Below are 19,761 nucleotides of genomic sequence, written 5' to 3'. Positions count from 1 at the left end.
ATCTATGTACTAAAGAAACTGAAGACCAAGGGGTCCACCATGCCTGCAGCAAAAGACGAGCTCACTCAGCCAGAGCTTCTCTATCAGACCGTTGAAAACGATATCCTCAAGAAAATAGTTTCTGGCGAACTCCCCGGCGGCAGTCAGATTCCCACCGAAACCGAGCTTTGCAAGCAATACAAAGTAAGCAGGATCACCGTAAGACGCGCCGTACAGAATCTCATTGACCAAAACTTGCTCTACCGCCTGCGAGGCAAGGGGACATTCGTAAACCCATCGAAGCTCACCCTGAAACGAGGAACAAGCACCATTTTCAATTTGAGCTCCGACCCCCAATACGGCGATAAAACAACCAAGTCCATCTTGGAAACAGGCTTGATCAAGGCTGATGCCCACATTGCACGGGAGCTCAAAATTGACAACGGAACCGTAGTGCAACGAGTTGCGCGCTTGGTTTATATCGAAAATGCCCCCTGCGCCATCGACACCATTTATGCAACGCAGGGCACTCTACCCGGACTACTGGAGCTTCTCACAGACAATGCCCGTCTTTTCGACCTGATCGCCAACCATTACAGCATCGCAACCGGTATTGAGAAACTCAAAATCACCGCAGGAATAGCGGGGCTCCAAGAAGCAAACCTTCTCGGTTATATCGTTGGAGCCCCCGTGAGCGTTGTCGAGCACGTCACATATGCCTGCAATGAAATGCCGCTCCACTATTCGAAAACCGTTTGGCGAGCAGACGCATCGTCCTTCGAGTTCAGCATCTCAAAAGATGGACGCCTTCTCTAGCCCAAAATCCCCAGGACGCCGAGCACAATACCCGCAGCGAGAATGCCCACAATCTGCCAAATAATTTTGACCTGTTTCTTATTGCAAAGACACATGATCCCGAACGCGCAGAGCGGCAAAAGAGCCGGGAATATCCCATCGAGCGTTTCCTGCAACTTAAACGCGGTGTCGCCGAAGTTAAGAGCGAGCGGAGTGGTAACTGCAACGGTGGTCGCCACCATTCCACCAACTACCATTAGTCCCACAATCGCCAGGCCGGACGTAACTTTGTGCATTACATCAGAATCGTTCAGCTTCGAAATCATGCCACTGCCAAGCGAATAACCATACTGAAGCCCAAACCAGCGGATCAGGATCGTTGGGACATTATAAAGAAGCAGGAACAGGATTGGGCCGAGCAGACTGCCCGAAAGGCAAAGTCCTGTCACAACGCCCGTCGCAATCATGCGAAGCGTACTGGCAATCAGTGAATCTCCAATACCGGAAAGCGGAGCCATAAGCGATGCTTTCATGGCGTTAATTGAGGCGGTGTCAAAGTCCTGATTGTTGGCGTTTTCCTCCTCCATGGAGGCCACAATGCCGGCGACCAGAGGATTAAACGTAACTTGAATATTGTAGAACTCAAGATGACGCTTATATGCCTCGATCCGGTCTTCAGGCTTATCGTATAACCGCTTGATTACCGGAATCATGTCGTAGCAGAAACCAACGTTCATTTGTCGGTCAAAGCTCCACATGATGTTGAGTGGAAAGCTGCGCCAAAATAACGCCTTTAAGTCTTTCTTGGTTATTCTCTTATCGGTCGATTTATTTGACTCCGGCGAGAGCTCAAGAACATCATTAGAATTCGTTGTCATCGTCAACCTCCTTAGCGACCGCCGCACTGGCAGGCATAAAAATGTGAGCCATATTGAGAATCCCAATCAGGATCAGCGAAAACGCCACGATACCGATCGTCGGAATGTTTAGATAGGCACTCAGCAAGAAGCCTCCAAAGAATAGGAAGCTCAGCTCCTTGGTGGACAGGATTGACATAAGCTGCGCAAATCCAAGCGCGGGCAGAATACCCGTTGCGATCGTAAGCCCATTCGTAAGCCAATCAGGAATGGCGTCAATCAGTGCCTGAACAGCATCATTTCCAACGTAAAAAGCCACGCCGCAAATCAAGCCAAGCGCAATGATGTAGAGAATTCCATTGGTCCACATAGCGGCTGCAATCGTTTTGGGGTCGTCTTTTTCGGCACCACGATCAGCCCAGACAGCCATAGGAGGCGTAACAACGCTATACATAAGGCTGTCAAACATGCCGGCAAGCACCGCAGTGGGCATAGCAATAGTCAGAGCGGTCTCGGGACCCGCACCCATAGTAATCGCAAAGGCTGTTCCCAAAACTGAACCAACAATTACGTTGGGCGGCACGGCAGCACCAACCTGCCAGACCCCCATGAACGCGAGTTCGAGCTGGAAACCAACAATAACGCCAGTCGGAATATCACCCAAAAAAATACCGACGATCGCTCCGAGGACAATCGGCCGCTCGACCATCGCAGTACCGAGTAAATAATCCGATTGACCTATCGCAGCGGCAAGACCAACCAGAAAAGCCTGAAGCAGCATATTTCTCCCTCTTCCTACAAATCAAAACTTGTTACGATGCGTTTTTTCTCGCTAGCAACCTGCCTTACCTCGAACTCGATTCCATCAGCCATGGCTTTCTTAATTTCATTAATATCGGATTGGGAAAGGCGCACAGCAGGGCCAAGCTCCTTTACGCTATCCCCCAACGGTCGAGCGCCGCCTAAATTCACAGACGTTATTTTTGGACACGCACGCGCAACTTCACAGGCGTCATGTACATTTCCCGCAACAACAATTAGCTCGTATTTATCCACCGCGCTTCCGTTAAGGGCCACGATGGAATCTTCTACACTTTTGACAACCAATTTGGCATCAGCGGGTTTTGCAATTCGCAGCGCTTGAATTCGCTCTTTGCTTGCGGCGCACTCATCTGAAACCACAAGAATAGCGTTTGCTTCAAGCGTTGGATACCAAGAGAACACGGTCTGCCCATGCACTAACCGGCTATCGACGCGACACAGTTTAATCATTTTGCCCCTTTCTCGACTTGAACACAGACAATCATCCTTGACTGCTAATGGCATATTACGTCATATGACGTAATATGCCATTACATAATATCTTGAACGGTTGAATATCACCGCTAAATGGTATTTATCTCTAAAAACAGGAGGTGCAGTCCGTCTAGACACAGTGCGTCGGGGCGAGAGGGGCCGAGTTTCCTCCTGAGCGACTCTGCTTGCAGCCGGAGCGAAAGGGGGAAATCTCGGCCCCTCCCGCCCCGGCCGGGCAGCTCGACCTAAACCGTGTGCTGCGGCAGGTCCTGCAGGGCGATGACGTCCATGCCCATGTCGTTGGCACTGCCGTGGCCCTGCTGGTCCTCGCGCACGGCCTCGATAGCACTCACGTACGTGTTGGCGGCAGACATCGCGGTCACGCAGGTCACGCCGCGGCGCACCGCCTCGGTACGCAACAGATAGCCGTCGCCACGCGAACCCGGGCCGTACGGTGTGTTGATGATTACCGCAATCTTGCCATCGGCGATCAGGTCGCCGATATTGGGACGCTCGCCGTCGTGCGGGCCGCTGATCTTCTCCACGACCTCGCACGTCACGTTGCCTCCACGCAGAACGCGCGCCGTACCCTCGGTGGAGCAGATATCAAAGCCCAGGTAGCGCAGGATGCGAGCGACCGAAAGGATATGACGCTTGTCGCGGTCGCACACGCTGATGAACACCTTGCCGGCGCTCGGGTCGGGCAGCTTGTAGTCAATCGCCAGCTGCGTCTTGGCGTATGCCTCGGGATAGCTCTTGGCGATACCCATAACCTCGCCCGTCGACTTCATCTCGGGACCCAGGATAACGTCGGCGCCCGGGAAACGACCCCAGGGCATAACGGCTTCCTTCATGCAGAACCAGTCCAGCTGACGCTCGTCGCTCGGCAGGCCCAGGCTGGCGATGGAATCGCCCGCCATGATACGCGCCGCGCACTTGGCCAGCGGCACGCCGGTGGCCTTGGAGATAAACGGCACGGTGCGGCTGGCACGCGGGTTGGCCTCGATCACGTAGACGGTCTCGCCCTTGATGGCGTACTGCACGTTGACCAGGCCGCGTACGCCCAGCGCCATCGCGATGCGGCGCGTGGTCTCGCGGAGCTTTGCCTGCAGGCTCTCGCTAAAGCTGAACGGCGGAATGCAGGTCGCAGAGTCGCCGGAGTGAATACCGGCCTCCTCGATATGCTCCAGAATGCCGCCGATGTAGACCTCTTCGCCATCGCACAGGGCGTCGACATCGGACTCGATCGCACCCTCCAAGAAGCGATCCAGATACACCGGGTAGTCGGGGCTAATGCGCGCAGCCTCGGCCATGTAATCGCGCAGATGCTCGGCATCGTAGGCGATCATCATGCCGCGGCCGCCCAGCACGTAGCTCGGACGCACCAGCAGCGGGTAGCCAATGTGTGCGGCAACGGCCTCGGCCTCCTCAAACGAGGTGGCCTGACCCGCCGGCGGGTACATGATGCCCAGTTTGTCGAGCAGAGCGGCGAAGCGCTCGCGGTCCTCGGCAAAGTCGATGGCATCGGGCTTGGTACCCATGATGTTCACGCCGCTCTCCTCGAGCATGCGCGCCAGCTTAAGCGGGGTCTGGCCGCCGAGCGTCACCACGACGCCGTCGGGGCGCTCAACATCGATAACGTCCATGACGTCCTCGTAGGTGAGCGGCTCAAAGTAAAGGCGGTCGGACGTGTCGTAGTCGGTCGAGACGGTCTCGGGGTTGCAGTTGACCATGATGGTCTCAAAGCCGCGGGCCGCCAGCGCGTAGCTCGCGTGCACGCAGCAGTAATCGAACTCGATACCCTGTCCAATGCGGTTGGGGCCGGCGCCCAGGATCATCGCCTTGGGCTTGTCCGCCGGCGTGGTCTCGTCGGGAGCCACGCGCTTCTTGGCATCCGGGCTCGTGCGGTAGATGTTCTCGTACGTCTTGTAGTGGTACTCCGTGGCGCTCGAGAACTCCGCAGCGCAGGTATCGACCGTCTTCATGCTGGGAACCACGCCCAGGCCCTTGCGGTAGGCGCGCACAAAGCGCTCGTCCGAGCCGGTCAGCGCGGCGATCTCGGCATCGCTCGTGCCGTACTGCTTGAGCAGGCGCATCGCGTCGGCGTCGATATCCTCCACACGCAGGCCGCGGATGCTCTCCTGGACCTGCACCATGTCGTTGATACGGTTGAGGTACCACGGATCGATACCGCAGATGGCATGGATGCGGGCGATGTCCCAGCCGCGACGCAGGGCCTCGACCACAAAGAAGATGCGGTGCTCGGTCGGGGTTGCCACGGCTTGAGCGAGCTCGTCGTCGCTCAGCTTATCGGCACCCTCCTTGCCACCGGCGCAGATACCCTGGTGGCCGTCCTCCAGCGAGCGCATGGCCTTGCCAAAGGCCTCCTCAAAGGTGCGGCCGATCGCCATGATCTCGCCCACGGCCTTCATGCGCGTGGTGAGCGTGGGGTCGGTACCCTTGAACTTCTCGAAGGCAAAGCGCGGCACCTTGACAACGCAGTAGTCAATCGTGGGCTCAAAGCAGGCAGGCGTTGCCTTGGTAATGTCGTTGACGATCTCGTCGAGCGTGTAGCCCACAGCCAGGCGCGCGGCGGCCTTAGCGATGGGGAAACCCGTGGCCTTGGAGGCCAGCGCGGACGAACGGCTCACGCGCGGGTTCATCTCGATGACGATCAAGCGACCGGTGCTGGGGTTCACGGCAAACTGCACGTTGGAGCCACCGGTCTCGACGCCGATCTTCTCCAGAATGGCGAGCGAGGCCACGCGCATGCGCTGATACTCCAGGTCGGAGAGGGTTTGCGCCGGCGCCACGGTGATGGAGTCGCCGGTATGCACACCCATGGGGTCGAGGTTCTCGATGGAGCACACGATGATGCCGTTGCCGGCGTGGTCACGCATGACCTCCATCTCATACTCTTTCCAGCCCTCGATGGACTCCTCAACCAGCACCTCGTGGGCAGGTGAGAGCTCCAGGCCCTGGCTCACGATGGAGACGAGCTCCTCGTGAGTATGCGCGATGCCACCACCGGCGCCGCCGAGGGTAAAGCTCGGACGCAGCACGCAGGGATATCCCACGCGCTCGGCGATGGCCTCGGCGTCTGCCACGCTGTAGGCATAGCCCGAGCGCGCGACCTCCAGGCCGATCTCGGCCATGGCCTCGTTAAAGAGCTTGCGGTCCTCGCCGCGCTCGATGGCGGCAAGGTCGCAGCCGATCATCTCGACGCCGTACTTGTCGAGCGTGCCGTCCTTTGCCAGTTCGACGGCGGCGTTCAGACCGGTCTGGCCGCCCAGCGTGGGCAGCAGCGCGTCCGGGCGCTCTTTCTTGATTACGCGCTCGATAAACTCGGCAGTGATGGGCTCGACATAGGTGCGGTCGGCCAAGCCCGGGTCGGTCATGATGGTCGCCGGGTTGGAGTTGACCAGGATGACCTCAAAGCCATCCTCCTTGAGCACCTTGCAGGCCTGGGCACCGGAGTAGTCGAACTCACAGGCCTGGCCAATGACAATGGGGCCCGAGCCAATGACGAGGATGCGCTTGATGTCAGTACGTTTAGGCATATTAGTTCTCCTCGGTCTCAGCGGTCTCGGGCTCAGCAAAGTTCCAGCCGGCAAGGCGGTCCTTCGCGGTGTCGATGTCCAGGTAGTTCTCCTCGCCGTCCATGAGTCGCGTAAAGGCGGTAAAGAGATAGTGGGCATCGGTGGGGCCAGGCGAGGCCTCGGGGTGGTACTGGACCGAGAAGCACGGTGCGTCGAGTAGCTGGATGCCCTCGGCGGTGCCGTCGTTGAGGTTCACATGCGTCAGGCGAATGCGGCCGAAGCGCTCGTTCATCACGACTGGCGCGATGCCGCGGCGCACCCAGACGCGCAGATCTCCATCGGCCGCATGCTCGGTCTCGCCGCCGGAAAGCTCGGGGACAAGCTTGCCCAAGCTGGGGAACAGCAGACCAAAGCCATGGTTTTGCGCGGTAATCTCCACGCGACGGCTTACCAGGTTCATGACCGGCTGGTTGCCACCGCGGTGACCGAACTTAAGCTTTTCCATCTGAGCGCCGCAGGCCAGGCTGATCATCTGGTGACCAAGACAAATACCAAAGACCGGCACCTTGCCGATCAGCTGCTGCACCTGCTCGTAGGTCTCCACCACGGCGTCGGGGTCGCCGGGACCATTGGACAAAAAGACGCCATCGGGATTCATGTCGAGCACCTCACTCGCGGGCGTATCCCACGGCACGACGGTAAGGTCGCAGCCGGCGCGGACCAGACCCTCCAGAATGCCGCGCTTCACACCGCAGTCGTAGGCGACCACTTTGTGACGGGCAGGAGCGGCAGCCGTAAGCGCAAAGTCATGCGTGGCAGGCAGGTCGGCGGCCACAAACTCGTGAGGTACGGGGCAACTTACGGTCTTGACCAGGTTCTCGCCTACCAGCGTGGGCGCAGCGGCCAGACGCTCGGCAAGCTCGTCGACGTCGAAGATCTCGGTCGAAATAATGCCCATCTTGGAACCATTGTCGCGCAGGTGGCGCACCAGGGCGCGAGTGTCGACACCCTCGATAGCGACGATGCCGTGAGCGCGCAGGTACTCCGGCACGCTGACGGCCGAGCGCCAGTTAGAAGGCGTGGCGCACATGTCGCGAACGATCATGCCGCGCATGGCCGGAGCGCTCGCAGGGCGCACGGCGTCGCCGGGGAAGGCCGACTGGACGTCGGTCTCGTCGATACCGTAGTTGCCGATCTGCGGATAGGTCATGGTTACGATTTGGCCGGCATAACTCGGGTCGGTCATGACCTCAAAGTAGCCCTCGAGCGAGGTGTTGAAGCAAACTTCGCCGGTCGCGGTGCCCTCGGCGCCGCATGCACGTCCATAAAAAATGGTCCCATCCTCAAGATACAGGATGCAGGGACCGCAGGTGCCCTTGCTGGTTTTGGCCAGCATACGCTGGCAAAGCTCGCTGGGCGCGAAGGTGCGGGCGGCAGCGCCCGCGGTATGGTTGTTCGCCATAATTCTCCTTCCCGGTCTCACAGGACCGGCTTAAAGGTGTGTAGTTAGGCCTCGCGGTATTGTAACCGCAAGCATGCCTCATGGCGTTAATTTCATCGAAATGTTTACGAAATGATAATTATGACTTTCTATGCATAATGTTTTTTAATCCCCGTCCCAGAAAAATCATCCCGCGGGGCTTGTGGCTCACGCGGGATGATGGCGTCTTATTTTTTCTTGTCCTGCTCCAGCAGTTCGGACGGTGTGCGATCGGGCTTGCCGCCACGGAAAATCTCGCGGCCATGCAGACGATGCTCCAGATCGCGCTCGGCTTTTTCCTCGTCAATCTTGGTCTGGCTCACCACCGGGTCCTCAATCAACGACGACACCGAGTTCACCTGCTTCTGAATGCGCTCGGCGATGGTGTCATCCATACTCACGATGCGCATCTTCCAGTCGATACTCGTGGCGTTGGATGAGCTCTTGGTCCACACGAACGTCAAAATGGCGCTCTGGTGGCCGCGCGCGGGGAACATGCCAAAGAAGGAATCGTGCTGAATGTTGCTATCCTCGTCGATATAGGCGTGAACGTTATACACCACGCGGTCGATCTTATCGTTGAGCAACGCGTTGGTCGCAAGCGCCGCGGCCTGAATCTGCCCGTTGGACAGCAGCTCGAGCTCGTTGGCAGACGATGTGTCCAACACCGTCACCTCGACCGTGCCCGTGCGTTCATCGGCTTCATCGACGGTGAAGTCGAGCGGGAACTGCGTAAAGCCGTTGCCCCATTCAAGTCCACCCTTGAGCGCGGTCGAAACGGTATCGACCGAAACGCTCTCGGACAGGTTGGCGGTGTTCAGACGACGCATCACGCCGTAGCCAATCTGCATGCCCACGATCAGCACCAAAATACCAATGACCACGGCCATCGCGGTCTTCGTAATGGTATGGCTCACCTGCGAGCCCGAAGGATCGTCCTCGGACAGCGGGTCGATATGTTTTGCCTGGCTCGCGCGGTCCTCGCTGCGCAGCTGCGCTAGCGCCGCTTTGTCACCGCGCTTGGCCGCAGCCTCCTTCTCACGCATGCGCTCGGTACGCTTTTTGGCGAGCGTGGGATCCAAGACGCCGGATGCATCGATTTCGGAGAATAACTCCGTCACTTCTTCCGGAGTCAAAGGGTTCTTGTCAGCCATAAACTTCCTGTCATATCAATCAGTCGAGCTCGTGCGCACGCGCACCTTCGAACTGCATTCGATAGTAACGGGCATAGGTGCCGCCACGGGCGAGAAGCTCCTCGTGCGTGCCACGCTCCACAACGCGACCATGCTCAACGGTCGCAATCTCATCGGCATGCTTAATGGTCGAAAGACGGTGGGCGATAATAATCGTGGTGCGGCCGCGTGCCAGCTCTTCGAGTGACTCCTGCACCGCCTCCTCGCTCTCGTTATCCAAAGCACTCGTCGCCTCGTCCAAAATCAGGATCTTGGGGTTCTTGAGAAACACGCGCGCGATGGCAACGCGCTGCTTCTGTCCGCCCGAAAGACGGCTGCCGCGCTCGCCCACCACGGTGTCGTAGCCCTGCGGAAGCGACTCGATAAAGGCATCGATGTTGGCGCGACGGGCGGCCTCGGCGATCTCTTCTGCCGTAGCGCCCGGCTTGCCGTAGGCGATGTTCTCGCCAATCGTACCGTCAAATAGATAGACATCCTGCTGCACCAGGCCGATGGCGCGGCGCAGGCTCTGCTGCGTCACATCGCGCACGTCCTGGCCGTCGATGCTAATGGATCCGGCAGCCACGTCATAAAAGCGCGGCAGCAGCGAACAGGTCGTGGACTTGCCACCGCCCGAAGGGCCAACCAGCGCGATGGTCTGCCCGGGCTTGATGGACAGATTCATATGGTCGATAACGGGACGCTCGTCGGCATAGCCCTCGCCCAGCTCGACATCCTCGTAGTTAAAGCACACGTCGTGATACTCCACGGCGCCGGCAGTCACCTGCAGATCCGTAGCGCCCGGCTTGTCCTGGATATCCGGCGCGGTCGAGAGCACCTCGTCCATACGTTTAAAGCCGGCGATAGCCTTCTGATACGTTTCGGCCGAATTGACGAGCGTCTCGAGCGGCGTGCAGAACAGCGAAATATAGAGTGCAAAGGTCGCCATATCGACCGCCTGCAGCTGTCCCTGGGCGACCAGCCAGCCGCCCAGCAGCACCACGATCACATAGAGCACACCCGAGAGCAGGCCATACGTCGCGGTATAGACGCCCATGGCGTGATACATGTTCTCCTTGGACGAAAGATAGCGATTGTTTGAGGCGCGGAACTTGAAGCGTTCGGTCTCCTCATTGGCAAAGCTCTTGACCACACGCATGCCCGCCAGCGAATCCTGCAGCTGCGCATTGATGCCGCTGATTTTTTTGCGGTTGTCGCTAAAGACCTCGCGCATGCGCATGTTCTGCCAAAACATGATGACCGCAAACGCCGCCGTCACCACGGCCATGGCGAGCGCCAGCACCGGGGCAATGGTAAAGAGGATCACAAATGAGCCGATGATCTCGATGCCGCAGATGATGATCCACTCGGGCACGTGGTGCGCCGCCTCGCAGATATCGAACAGGTCGTTGACCACGCGGCTCATCATGTCGCCCGAGCTGTTGCGGTCGAAGTATGCAAAGCTAAAGCGCTCATACTGGTCGAACAGGTCCTCGCGCATTTTGGACTCCATACGCGCGCCCATCACGTGACCCCAATAGCTCACAAAATAGCGGCAGGCGCAGCGGACGGCATACATCAGCACCAAGCCCACCGCGATCATGCCGAGCGCCTGCATAATGGCAGCCTGACCCTGAGTAAATAGCCCACCGGTCAAATTGCGCAGAATAATGGGGAACGCCAGGTCAATGGCGGCAAGCACCAGAGCACAAACAGTATCAGCAACAAAAAGCCCCATCTGGGGCTTGTAATAAGACAAAAACCTCTTCAGCATAATCACCTTACGCGGTTTTACCAAACCGCGTTTCGTCTCGACGCTGCAAGTGCTCCATTTGGACAATCTGGCCTTCAATCGTCGGTCGCGTATATCCATACGCTTCCCTCCTCTTTTAGGCCACCTTGTCTCAAATGGAGCACTTTCGCTGACTTACACAAACCTGCGGGATCATCCCCGCTCGTTAAAGCTCGGCCCCGCCTAGTCGGTGCGCGATGCTGTCGCAGGCAAGCGCGCCTACGACGGTCTTGGCGTCTTCGATCTTGCCGTCGAGCACGGCGTCGATCAGCTCGTGCAGCGGCACCAGGTCCACGTTGACAAACTCGTCATCATCGGGGTTGGGCGCATCAAACTCGAGCTTGGTAGCCAAGTAGATGTGGATGATCTCATCGCAAAAACCGCAGGACGTGACAATCGACGTCAAAAAGCGAATACGACCAGCCTTAAAGCCCGTCTCCTCATGCAGTTCGCGCTTGGCGCAATCGAGTGGGTCCTCGCCCGGGTCGAGCTTGCCGGCAGGAATCTCGACCGTCACGCGGTCGATGGCGGTGCGGTACTGACGCACCAGTACGATCTTGCCGCTCTCGGTCAGTGCCACAACGGCCGCCGCACCCGGATGGCGAACGATATCGCGGGCGCTGCGGTGACCGTTGGGCAGCTCAACCTCAAGACGGTGGACGTCGAGAATCTTGCCCTTCCAGGCGCACTCCTCCGAAAGAATCTTCTCGTGCAGCTCGGCATCGTGCGGGTCGTCGTCGCCCAGCACCAGTGCCGGCTCGTCAGCGACCTCGCCACCAGGCTCGCCCTCGGCGTGCCCATACATGCGGCTGTCCTCTTCGACGATCTGCGCGTCCACGAGCTCTTCGTTCTTCTCGTCCATCCGTCTCATTCCTCTCGGATTTTAGGCATCCCAGGCGTCGCGGCCGCGCAGCGCGCGCAGGCCGATGTCGTGACGCAGGGTCTTGCCCTCAAAATCAATCTTCTCGCAGGCCTCGTAGGCAAGGTTGCGAGCGTTCTCGAACGTGTCGCCCAGAGCGGTCACGGCAAGCACGCGGCCACCATTGGTCACGAGCTGGCCGTCCACCACGGCGGTGCCCGCGTGGTACACGGTCACGTTCTCCATGGCCTCGGCATCGGCGATACCGGTGATGACCTTGCCCTTCTCGTAGCTGCCGGGATAGCCCGCGCTCGTCAGGACAACGGCCACGGCCCACTCGTCACGCCAGTCGAGCTCAATCTGATCGAGCTCGCAGTTGGCACAAGCCAGCATGACCTCGACCAGGTCGTTCTTAAGGCGCGGCAGCACGACCTGCGTCTCGGGGTCGCCAAAGCGGGCATTGAACTCCAGCACCTTGGGGCCGGCAGGCGTGAGCATAAAGCCGCCGTACAGGCAGCCGCGGTAGTCGATACCCTCGACAGCGAGCTCGGCCACGGTCTGCTCCATGACCTTCACCATCGTGGCGTGCTCCTCGTCAGTCACGATGGGCACCGGGCTGTAGACGCCCATGCCACCGGTGTTGGGGCCCTTGTCGCCCTCGAGCGCGCGCTTGTGGTCCTGCGAGGTGGCCATGGGGCGAACGGTCTTGCCGTCGGTAAAGGCCAGCAGCGAGCACTCGGGGCCAACGAGCATCTCCTCGATAACCACGGTGTTGCCGGCATCGCCAAAGGTGCCGCCAAAACACTCGCGCACGGCCTCCTCGGCCTGCGCAAGCTCGGTTGCCACGATAACGCCCTTGCCCGCGGCAAGGCCGTCGGCCTTGACGACCAGCGGGGCGCCCTGCTCGCGCACGTAGGCAAGAGCCGAAGCCTCGTCGGTAAACGAGCCGTAGGCCGCCGTAGGGATACCGGCGCGCTCCATGAGCTGCTTGGAGAACAGCTTGGAGCCCTCCATCTGGGCGCCCTCGGCACCCGGGCCAAAGCAGGGAATACCCGCCGCGCGCACGGCGTCGGCCACGCCCGCCACGAGCGGAGCCTCGGGGCCAATTACCACGAGTCCGCATCCGTGGCTCTGCGCAAACGCCGCCACGGCCGCAGGATCGCAGTCGTCGAGAACAACGTTCTCGCCGCAGCTCGCGGTGCCGCCGTTACCCGGCGCGATGTAGAGCTTGCCGGCGCGCGGTGATGCCGCGAGCTTAGCTGCCAAAGCATGCTCACGGCCGCCGCTGCCCAACAACAGGATGTCGATGGTTTGAGTGTCCGCCTTCAAGGGTGCCTCCTCTATGGATGAACGGCCCGCTCCGCGCGAGCCCTTTGTAAGCAAATATACCCCTCGGCCGCCCGTCCGGGCTGCAAAGGGGTATATCGCAATAACCAAATAGTCCCGATTACTTCCAGAATCGGTTGATAATCTGCTCGCGACCAGCGCCAACGCCAATGAACGTCACGCGGGTGTGTGCCAGATCCTCGATAAACGCCACGTAGTCCTGAGCCTCCTGCGGCAGCTCCTCAAAGCTGCGGCAGCCGGTGATATCGCACTTCCAGCCAGGAAGCTCCTCGTAGATGGGCTTGGCATGCTCAAAGCGCACCTGGTGCTCGGGCACGCTCGTGTAACGCTCGCCATCGACGTCATAGGCAACGCACACCTTAATGGTGTCGAAGGCCGAAAGCACGTCGAGCTTGGTCATGGCGATGTCGGTGAGGCCGTTGACGCGCGAGGCATAGTTGGCGATAGGGCCGTCAAACCAGCCGCAACGACGACGGCGACCAGTGGTCACGCCGTACTCATAGCCCTCCTCGGTCAGCGTGTGGCCAGCCTCGGACTCATAGGAAAGCTCGGTGGGCATGGGGCCCGAACCGACGCGGGTGATATAGGCCTTCATGACGCCCAGCACGCGGTTGACGTTCTTCATACCGACGCCGGAGCCGGTGATGGCGCCGCCGGCGGTGCAGTTGGAAGACGTCACGTACGGATAGGTGCCGTGGTCGATGTCGAGTAGCGTCGCCTGGGCGCCCTCAAACAGCAGGTCCTTGCCCTCATCGATCATGTTGTTGAGCAGCAGGCTCGTCTCGGTGATGTAGGGACGCAGGCGCTCGGCCATCGGCAGGTACTCGTCGCAAATCTGGTCCACGGTGTAGGTGGGCAGGTTGTAGATGAGCTCGAGCTCGGGGTTCACGCGGGCGAGAGCGGTCTCCAGCTTGTCGCGGAACAGTGCCTCGTCCAGCATGTCCTGCATGCGCAGGCCGATGCGGGTCATCTTGTCCTGATAGCACGGACCGATGCCGCGCTTGGTGGTACCGATGTTCTTCTTGCCGAGCTTCTGCTCAAAGGCGCCATCCAGATCGATGTGGTACGGCATGATGACATGCGCGTTGCCGCTAATCTTGAGGTTCTTGGTGGTGATGCCGCCGGCCTCGAACATATCGATCTCCTCAAGGACAACCTTGGGGTTGACGACGCAGCCGTTACCGATCACCGACACGTGGTCAGAATACATGATGCCGGAGGGCACCTGGTGCAGGCCGTACTTCTTGCCGTTGACGACGATGGTGTGACCGGCGTTGTTGCCGCCCGAGTAGCGCACGACGGCATCGAAGTCGCCGGCGACCAGGTCGCAAATCTTACCCTTGCCCTCATCGCCCCACTGGGCACCGACCAAAACGGTTGACGGCATGTTTACTCCTTACATTCATGGACTGTCTACGCACCACGCCGGCACGCAGAAGCACAAAACATTCCCAGTATACCCGTGCAACGGGCGCCTGTCCTACTCCTCGGCATGTGCCCCATCAAGCTCATAGAACTTGGTGGATGCCGGCAGGAACATCAGGTCGACGTCGCCGATCGGGCCCGAACGGTTCTTGGCCACGACGATACGCGTAACGCCCTCGTCGGGTCGATCGTCGCGCGAGGCTTCGGCCTCGTCGGCGGAGCGGTCCAAGAACATGACGATATCGGCGTCCTGCTCGATAGAGCCCGATTCACGAAGGTCGGAAAGCTGCGGACGCTTGCCGGTACGGGATTCGACCTGACGCGAGAGCTGCGACAGCGCGATGAGCGGAATCTTGAGCTCCTTGGCCATGATCTTCAGACCACGCGACATCTCCGAAACCTCGACGGTACGGCTCTCGGAGCGGCGTCCCGGCGGAGGACTCACCAGCTGCAGGTAGTCCAGGATGATGATTGCCTTCTCCTTGTTATGGAGCATGCGGCGGCTCTTGGCGCGAATCTCGGTCACTGTGGTGCCGGGCGTATCGTCAATCAGAATATCGAGCTTGGACAAGGTCTGCGTGGCCTCGTTGATATTGGCCCACTGCTCGGGGCTAATGCGACCCATGCGGAAGTCACTGATCGAGATCATGGCATAGGCGCAAATCAGACGCTGGGCAATTTCCTTACCCGACATCTCCAGCGAGAAGAAGCCGACGGTATAACCAGCAGCGGCAGCGTTGAGCGCCAGGTTCAGAGCGAACGACGTCTTACCTACAGCAGGACGGGCGCCGATGATGATGAGCTGGCCCTCGCGAAAACCCATGAGCATGCGGTCGAGTGACGGAAAGCCCGTGGGCACGCCCGCAGCCTGGCCACCGGCCTGGCACACTTCCTCGGCCTCGTTATAGGCCTCGACCATAAACTCGGTCAACGTCTTGTAGCTCGACTTGACCTCGCGCGCCGTAACCTTGAGCAGCTTGCTCTCGGCCAGCTCGACAACCTCTTTGGTGTCGGTGGGGGCGTTATATGCCAGCGCGTTGATCTCGTTGGTGGCGCCGATCAGCTCGCGCAGCATCGAGTCGCGGCGAACGATGGCGGCATGGTGCTGCCAGTTGACGAGCGACAGGGTCTGACCCATCAACTCCAAAATGTACGCCTCGCCGCCCACGGCATCGAGCTTGTTGATGCTTCGCAGGTAATCGATCAGCGAGATGGAGTCGATGGGAATGCGGCTGTTGTACATATCGACCATCGCAGTATAGATGGTCTTATGAATGGGCCGGTAGAAGTCATCGGGCTGCAGCTCGACCTGGGCCTCTTCGACCACCTCGGGCGATAGCAGCATAGCGGCCAGTACATTGGCCTCTGCATCTTGGTTTTGGGGAAGACCCAACTTTGAGCCGCGGTCCTCGACCGTCAGCCCGGTCTCCCTATCGTCATATGCCATGAGCATCCTCATTCATATCGCTTGCGAGCATCCATAGTATCAGCCACGATCCCAAAACGCGCCGCGCGCCGCCAATCATCACCGAACCAAACGGATAAACGGTCCTGTATATAGGACTTCGACGCAACGTTCACCATGACACTCACTCAGCGCAAAAAACAAAAGGGCGCCCTGGTCTCCCAGAGCGCCCTTCTTAGAACAAGATTGTTGCGTTGCAGCAAATGCTACTCGGCAGCAGCCTCAGTCTCGACCTCGGCGGTCTCGGCCTCGGCGACCTCAGCGGCCTCCTCGACCTCAGCCTCGGCAGCGAGCTCCTCGGCGGTAACGCCGACGAGAACGACAACCTCGGCCTTGATCTCGCGGTACAGCGAGATGGCAACGGTGTGGGCACCGGCAACCTTGATGGGCTTACCGAGCTCGACGCGCTTGCGGTCGATGTCCATACCGAGCTGAGCCTTGATGGCATCAGCGATCATAGCGGCGGTAACGGAGCCAAAGAGGATGCCCTCGTCGCCGACCTTGACGTCAACGGTGACCGTCTTGCCCTCGAAGGCAGCCTTGGTCTCGTTGGCGGTAGCCAGACGGACGGCCTCGCGCTTGGCGATGTTGTTGCGACGCTCGTCAAGCTGCTTGAGGTTGCCCTTGGTGGCGGCAACAGCGAGCTTCTTGGGGAACAGGAAGTTCTCAGCGTAACCCTGAGCGACCTCTACGACGTCACCCTCGCCGCCCTTGCCCTTGATCTCATCGAGAAGAATAACCTTCATGATGCGTCTCCCTTCTTAGCCGCGGTCGCGGTTGCCACGAGAGGAAACCACGGGGACGGTGTACGGCAGGAGAGCCATCTCGCGGGCGCGCTTGATGGCGTTGGCGATGTCATGCTGATGCTGCGTGCAAGCGCCAGTGACGCGACGGGGCTTGATCTTGCCACGGTCGGTCATGTACTTACGGAGAAGCTGAGTGTCCTTATAGTCAATGAACTCAGTGTTCTCCTTGCAGAACTGGCAGTACTTACGACGCGGCTGACGTGCAGAAAAATCATTAGCCATGTCAAAATACCTTTCATTTGGCAACTTCGGCGAACCGAAGCCGCCTCTCACTCAAAAATAGGTGAACAACCCCTAGAACGGGATGTCCTCATCGTAGACGTCGACCGCGGGCGGCGTAGCCACCGGTGCGGCAGGACGTGCTGCGGGCGCGGGAGCCGCGGGGGCGTAACCGCCCTGATCGTAGCCACCCTGGCCACCACGGGAGCTCATAAACTCGATCTCATCGACGATGACCTCAAGCTTGCTCCTGCGCTGACCGTCGCGCTCCCAAGAGCTGTAGCGCAGCTTGCCCTCGATCGCGACCTTGTTTCCCTTTGCCAGGAAACGGCTCACGGCCTCGGCACGGGTGCCGAACATGGTGCAGTCGACAAAGTTGGGATAGTCCTCCCACTCGCCAGTCTGCGCGTTGCGGCGACGATCGTTCACGGCAACGCCAAAGGACAGAACCTGGGTTCCGCCGGCGGTGGCGCGCAGCTCGGGATCGCGGGTGAGGTTACCGGTGATGTTCACTCGATTGATGCTCATAACTCACTACTTCCTCTTGGGGCACAAGCCCAGTCCAAAACGACAGTCTTACTCCTGGTCGTCGCGACGGACGATCATGTGGCGGACCACAGCGTCGGTGATGCGCAGGACGCGATCAAGCTCGGCGATCTGGGTAGGATCTGCGTGGAAGTTGATGAGGGTGTAGTCACCATCGGTGAGGTCGTTGATCTCGTAGGCGAGCTTGCGCTTGCCCCACTCGTCAACGGAGTCGACCTTGCCAGCGCCCTCAGCGATCGTGGTATCGATACGCTTCATAACAGCGAGACGAGTCTCGGGGTCGAGCGACGGGTCAACAAAGAACAGCAGTTCATAAGCCTTCATATTGTCACCTCCTCTGGGCAAATGTGGCTTCAGGTCGTGAAGGTGCGCCTGAAGCAGGAAAAGACTTGGTAATAATATCTTTCAACCTCCTAGGCTGCAAGAATATGCAGCTACAACCTCATGACCTCCACATATGCCCATACTCGCACGACGTTTCATGCGCATTCCAACCAAATGCTGACCAAAAGCTTGACGGATCTGTGGACAAGATACGGTGCCGTGAGGACAAGCTGAGCCAAGTCGCAGGTCAACGGGCGCATGGTTGTGGTCGCAAAATGCATACCAGTGGCCCACAGCACCACCCAAAGATTTTTAAATTCATTGCCAAATCGCTTATAAATACCCCTTTTGAACAATTGAGTTGATCAACTACGCTGGTCGGAAGCCGTTTTTTGGCATCTCAAACCCCGCTGCAACGCCAAACGCGGCCAAGCGTTTTAAAAAATGCCAACTTTTCTGTTTGCACTTTGCGATTCCTCGTGTATACTGACTTTCGCATTTAACGGAGAGTTGTCCGAGTGGCCGAAGGAGCACGATTGGAAATCGTGTAGGCGTCAAAAGCGTCTCCAGGGTTCAAATCCCTGACTCTCCGCCAGTTAATTCCAAAGCAGGCCTTCGAGCCTGCTTTGTTTTTACCCCACGCGGAGGGGTGGCAGAGTGGTTGAATGCGGCGGTCTCGAAAACCGTTTGGCCTGTATAAGGTCACGAGGGTTCGAATCCCTCCTCCTCCGCCATTTTGGTTGAGAAAGCTCCCAGATCGGGGGCTTTTTTCTTTTAAGTCCCTTACAAGCAAATACGGCGGAGGAGGAGGGATTCGAACCCGCCAGGGCGCAAAGCGTAAAGAAAACGCGCCAGTGGCGCGTTTTTAGCGCAGCGCGGTCGGCGTAAGCCGACCGGATAAATTTTGAGCAAAGCTCAAAATTTGGACATCCCTCCTATTCGACCACGCCCCCATCGCGTTCAGCATCAACCCGGATCCCCAAACATGGAACCTATGACCGTACCCAGTCCCGACCGTTTGCCGAGCAATAGGGTCGCAATCGGCGCCGAACATGTACTATGTACGGGCATTGTCTAAACCCGTAACTCAAAGGACCCCATCTTGCCCGTTGCCGCCGCTATGATCGTTACCGCACACGCCTCGGATGCCATGGTTGCCATCCCGTTTTGGCTCGAGATGTTCGCCGTCGTCGCGGCATCGATCTCGGGCGTGTTGGTCGCACGCGAGCACAAACTCGACCTGGTGGGCGCCGTCGCGCTCGCCGTGGTCTGTGGACTGGGCGGCGGTCTTTTGCGCGATATGACGCTGCAGGTGGGCAACGTCTACATCCTCAACCAACCGATGGCGCTCCCGCTCTCCATCGCCACCGCGGCCATCATCTACATCTTCCCGGCAATCGTCGACAAGCCCGAAAAGCTCATTCCCCTGCTCGATATCATCTCGGTGGGTATTTATGCGGCAACCGGCGCAGACAAGGCGCTGGTCTACGGCTTTGCGCCGGCGGTGTGCATCATGATGGGCTTTTTTACCGCGGTGGGCGGCGGCATGCTGCGAGATGGTTTTATGGGTGTGGTGCCGGGTATCTTCCAGCGCACCAACTTCTATGCCATCGCGGCCATCGCCGGATCGGCAAGCTATGTTTGCCTTGTCATGAGCGGCTTGGTCAGCAATGTCGTCGCACTGGTCGTTTGCGTCGTGGTGACCATGGGACTACGCTGGCTGTCGCTGCGCTTTGATATCAAAAGCCCCACCGAGGATGACATCGCACGCTTTTTGCATCGCAAAAAGTAGGTAGCGCGGGCTCATCCTTCGAAATGCAACCGAGAGGTTCTTTTAGAGCGCCCACGCGTTGGGTACCC

General features: G+C 59.0%; 17 protein-coding genes and 2 tRNA genes. 4 read left to right on the top strand and 15 right to left on the bottom strand.

The genetic code is table 11. From position 1 onward, the window contains the following. The first annotated feature begins 39 nt into the window (after window positions 1–39). Window positions 40–795 (top strand): GntR family transcriptional regulator, encoded by a 756-nt coding sequence (locus tag PMX60_RS02195; protein WP_271746715.1) that lies wholly within the window; start codon window positions 40–42, stop codon window positions 793–795. On the opposite strand, the gene PMX60_RS02190 is transcribed toward PMX60_RS02195, so the two are convergent. From PMX60_RS02190 to rpsF, 15 genes are all read right to left on the bottom strand, one after another. Next, window positions 792–1,652, bottom strand: coding sequence for a PTS system mannose/fructose/sorbose family transporter subunit IID (locus tag PMX60_RS02190; RefSeq protein ID WP_006235816.1), 861 nt, complete (start codon window positions 1,650–1,652; stop codon window positions 792–794). The two genes, PMX60_RS02195 and PMX60_RS02190, sit on opposite strands and share 4 nt — an antisense overlap. Beyond that, the gene (locus PMX60_RS02185; RefSeq protein ID WP_006235817.1) at window positions 1,636–2,412 is read right to left on the bottom strand and encodes a PTS mannose/fructose/sorbose/N-acetylgalactosamine transporter subunit IIC; all 777 of its coding nucleotides are present in this window, start codon (window positions 2,410–2,412) and stop codon (window positions 1,636–1,638) included. Before PMX60_RS02185 ends, PMX60_RS02190 begins: the two co-directional genes overlap by 17 nt. Window positions 2,413–2,426: 14 nt before the next feature. Next, window positions 2,427–2,903, bottom strand: coding sequence for a PTS sugar transporter subunit IIB (locus PMX60_RS02180; RefSeq protein WP_271746714.1), 477 nt, complete (start codon window positions 2,901–2,903; stop codon window positions 2,427–2,429). A gap of 269 nt (window positions 2,904–3,172) precedes the next feature. Then, window positions 3,173–6,487: a carbamoyl-phosphate synthase large subunit gene (gene carB, locus PMX60_RS02175; RefSeq protein ID WP_271746712.1), complete on the bottom strand. Its 3,315-nt coding sequence runs from the start codon at window positions 6,485–6,487 to the stop codon at window positions 3,173–3,175. Between the two features lies 1 nt (window position 6,488). Further along, complete coding sequence (carA, locus tag PMX60_RS02170) at window positions 6,489–7,928, bottom strand: glutamine-hydrolyzing carbamoyl-phosphate synthase small subunit (protein ID WP_271746711.1); 1,440 nt, start codon at window positions 7,926–7,928, stop codon at window positions 6,489–6,491. A gap of 206 nt (window positions 7,929–8,134) precedes the next feature. Beyond that, entirely contained in the window at window positions 8,135–9,100 is a 966-nt protein-coding gene (locus tag PMX60_RS02165) for a hypothetical protein (RefSeq protein ID WP_006235822.1), read from the bottom strand. A gap of 19 nt (window positions 9,101–9,119) precedes the next feature. Then, window positions 9,120–10,892, bottom strand: a complete 1,773-nt coding sequence (locus PMX60_RS02160) for an ABC transporter ATP-binding protein (RefSeq protein WP_195644887.1) — start codon at window positions 10,890–10,892, stop codon at window positions 9,120–9,122. A gap of 184 nt (window positions 10,893–11,076) precedes the next feature. Then, on the bottom strand, window positions 11,077–11,772 hold the full coding sequence (locus tag PMX60_RS02155) for an NUDIX domain-containing protein (protein ID WP_175406092.1): 696 nt from the start codon (window positions 11,770–11,772) through the stop codon (window positions 11,077–11,079). Window positions 11,773–11,793: 21 nt separating this feature from the next. Beyond that, a complete protein-coding gene (gene purD / locus PMX60_RS02150) occupies window positions 11,794–13,098 on the bottom strand; it encodes a phosphoribosylamine--glycine ligase (protein WP_196026162.1) in 1,305 nt (434 codons plus the stop codon). A gap of 118 nt (window positions 13,099–13,216) precedes the next feature. Next, window positions 13,217–14,503, bottom strand: a complete 1,287-nt coding sequence (locus PMX60_RS02145) for an adenylosuccinate synthase (RefSeq protein ID WP_271746710.1) — start codon at window positions 14,501–14,503, stop codon at window positions 13,217–13,219. 93 nt (window positions 14,504–14,596) lie between these two features. Then, window positions 14,597–15,994, bottom strand: a complete 1,398-nt coding sequence (dnaB, locus tag PMX60_RS02140; protein ID WP_006235827.1) for a replicative DNA helicase — start codon at window positions 15,992–15,994, stop codon at window positions 14,597–14,599. A 218-nt stretch (window positions 15,995–16,212) separates the two neighbouring features. After that, window positions 16,213–16,752, bottom strand: a complete 540-nt coding sequence (gene rplI, locus PMX60_RS02135; RefSeq protein WP_022094073.1) for a 50S ribosomal protein L9 — start codon at window positions 16,750–16,752, stop codon at window positions 16,213–16,215. A gap of 15 nt (window positions 16,753–16,767) precedes the next feature. Further along, window positions 16,768–17,034, bottom strand: a complete 267-nt coding sequence (rpsR, locus tag PMX60_RS02130; RefSeq protein ID WP_006235829.1) for a 30S ribosomal protein S18 — start codon at window positions 17,032–17,034, stop codon at window positions 16,768–16,770. A gap of 72 nt (window positions 17,035–17,106) precedes the next feature. Beyond that, entirely contained in the window at window positions 17,107–17,559 is a 453-nt protein-coding gene (locus tag PMX60_RS02125; RefSeq protein WP_006235830.1) for a single-stranded DNA-binding protein, read from the bottom strand. Window positions 17,560–17,607: 48 nt separating this feature from the next. Continuing rightward, on the bottom strand, window positions 17,608–17,901 hold the full coding sequence (gene rpsF / locus PMX60_RS02120) for a 30S ribosomal protein S6 (protein ID WP_006235831.1): 294 nt from the start codon (window positions 17,899–17,901) through the stop codon (window positions 17,608–17,610). A 504-nt stretch (window positions 17,902–18,405) separates the two neighbouring features. Between rpsF and PMX60_RS02115 the strand changes: the two genes are divergently transcribed. The 3 genes from PMX60_RS02115 to PMX60_RS02105 all read left to right on the top strand — a co-directional run bounded on the left by PMX60_RS02115 (window position 18,406) and on the right by PMX60_RS02105 (window position 19,693). Continuing rightward, a tRNA-Ser gene (locus PMX60_RS02115) sits at window positions 18,406–18,496 on the top strand. Between the two features lie 48 nt (window positions 18,497–18,544). Continuing rightward, a tRNA-Ser gene (locus tag PMX60_RS02110) sits at window positions 18,545–18,635 on the top strand. A gap of 368 nt (window positions 18,636–19,003) precedes the next feature. Then, window positions 19,004–19,693, top strand: coding sequence for a trimeric intracellular cation channel family protein (locus PMX60_RS02105; RefSeq protein ID WP_229065363.1), 690 nt, complete (start codon window positions 19,004–19,006; stop codon window positions 19,691–19,693). Window positions 19,694–19,761 lie beyond the last annotated feature (68 nt).

It is taken from the genome of Collinsella aerofaciens (assembly GCF_028206995.1).
Taxonomy (GTDB): domain Bacteria; phylum Actinomycetota; class Coriobacteriia; order Coriobacteriales; family Coriobacteriaceae; genus Collinsella; species Collinsella aerofaciens_AQ.
This window is presented reverse-complemented; position numbering and strand designations above follow the sequence as displayed.

Bases quoted from the DNA above. Each gene is read 5' to 3' on its own strand.
- PMX60_RS02195 (WP_271746715.1), top strand. From the start codon at position 40: ATGCCTGCAGCAAAAGACGAGCTCACTCAGCCAGAGCTTCTCTATCAG.
- PMX60_RS02190 (WP_006235816.1), bottom strand. From the start codon at position 1,652: ATGACAACGAATTCTAATGATGTTCTTGAGCTCTCGCCGGAGTCAAAT.
- PMX60_RS02185 (WP_006235817.1), bottom strand. From the start codon at position 2,412: ATGCTGCTTCAGGCTTTTCTGGTTGGTCTTGCCGCTGCGATAGGTCAA.
- PMX60_RS02180 (WP_271746714.1), bottom strand. From the start codon at position 2,903: ATGATTAAACTGTGTCGCGTCGATAGCCGGTTAGTGCATGGGCAGACC.
- carB (WP_271746712.1), bottom strand. From the start codon at position 6,487: ATGCCTAAACGTACTGACATCAAGCGCATCCTCGTCATTGGCTCGGGC.
- carA (WP_271746711.1), bottom strand. From the start codon at position 7,928: ATGGCGAACAACCATACCGCGGGCGCTGCCGCCCGCACCTTCGCGCCC.
- PMX60_RS02165 (WP_006235822.1), bottom strand. From the start codon at position 9,100: ATGGCTGACAAGAACCCTTTGACTCCGGAAGAAGTGACGGAGTTATTC.
- PMX60_RS02160 (WP_195644887.1), bottom strand. From the start codon at position 10,892: ATGCTGAAGAGGTTTTTGTCTTATTACAAGCCCCAGATGGGGCTTTTT.
- PMX60_RS02155 (WP_175406092.1), bottom strand. From the start codon at position 11,772: ATGGACGAGAAGAACGAAGAGCTCGTGGACGCGCAGATCGTCGAAGAG.
- PMX60_RS02145 (WP_271746710.1), bottom strand. From the start codon at position 14,503: ATGCCGTCAACCGTTTTGGTCGGTGCCCAGTGGGGCGATGAGGGCAAG.
- dnaB (WP_006235827.1), bottom strand. From the start codon at position 15,994: ATGCTCATGGCATATGACGATAGGGAGACCGGGCTGACGGTCGAGGAC.
- rplI (WP_022094073.1), bottom strand. From the start codon at position 16,752: ATGAAGGTTATTCTTCTCGATGAGATCAAGGGCAAGGGCGGCGAGGGT.
- rpsR (WP_006235829.1), bottom strand. From the start codon at position 17,034: ATGGCTAATGATTTTTCTGCACGTCAGCCGCGTCGTAAGTACTGCCAG.
- PMX60_RS02125 (WP_006235830.1), bottom strand. From the start codon at position 17,559: ATGAGCATCAATCGAGTGAACATCACCGGTAACCTCACCCGCGATCCC.
- rpsF (WP_006235831.1), bottom strand. From the start codon at position 17,901: ATGAAGGCTTATGAACTGCTGTTCTTTGTTGACCCGTCGCTCGACCCC.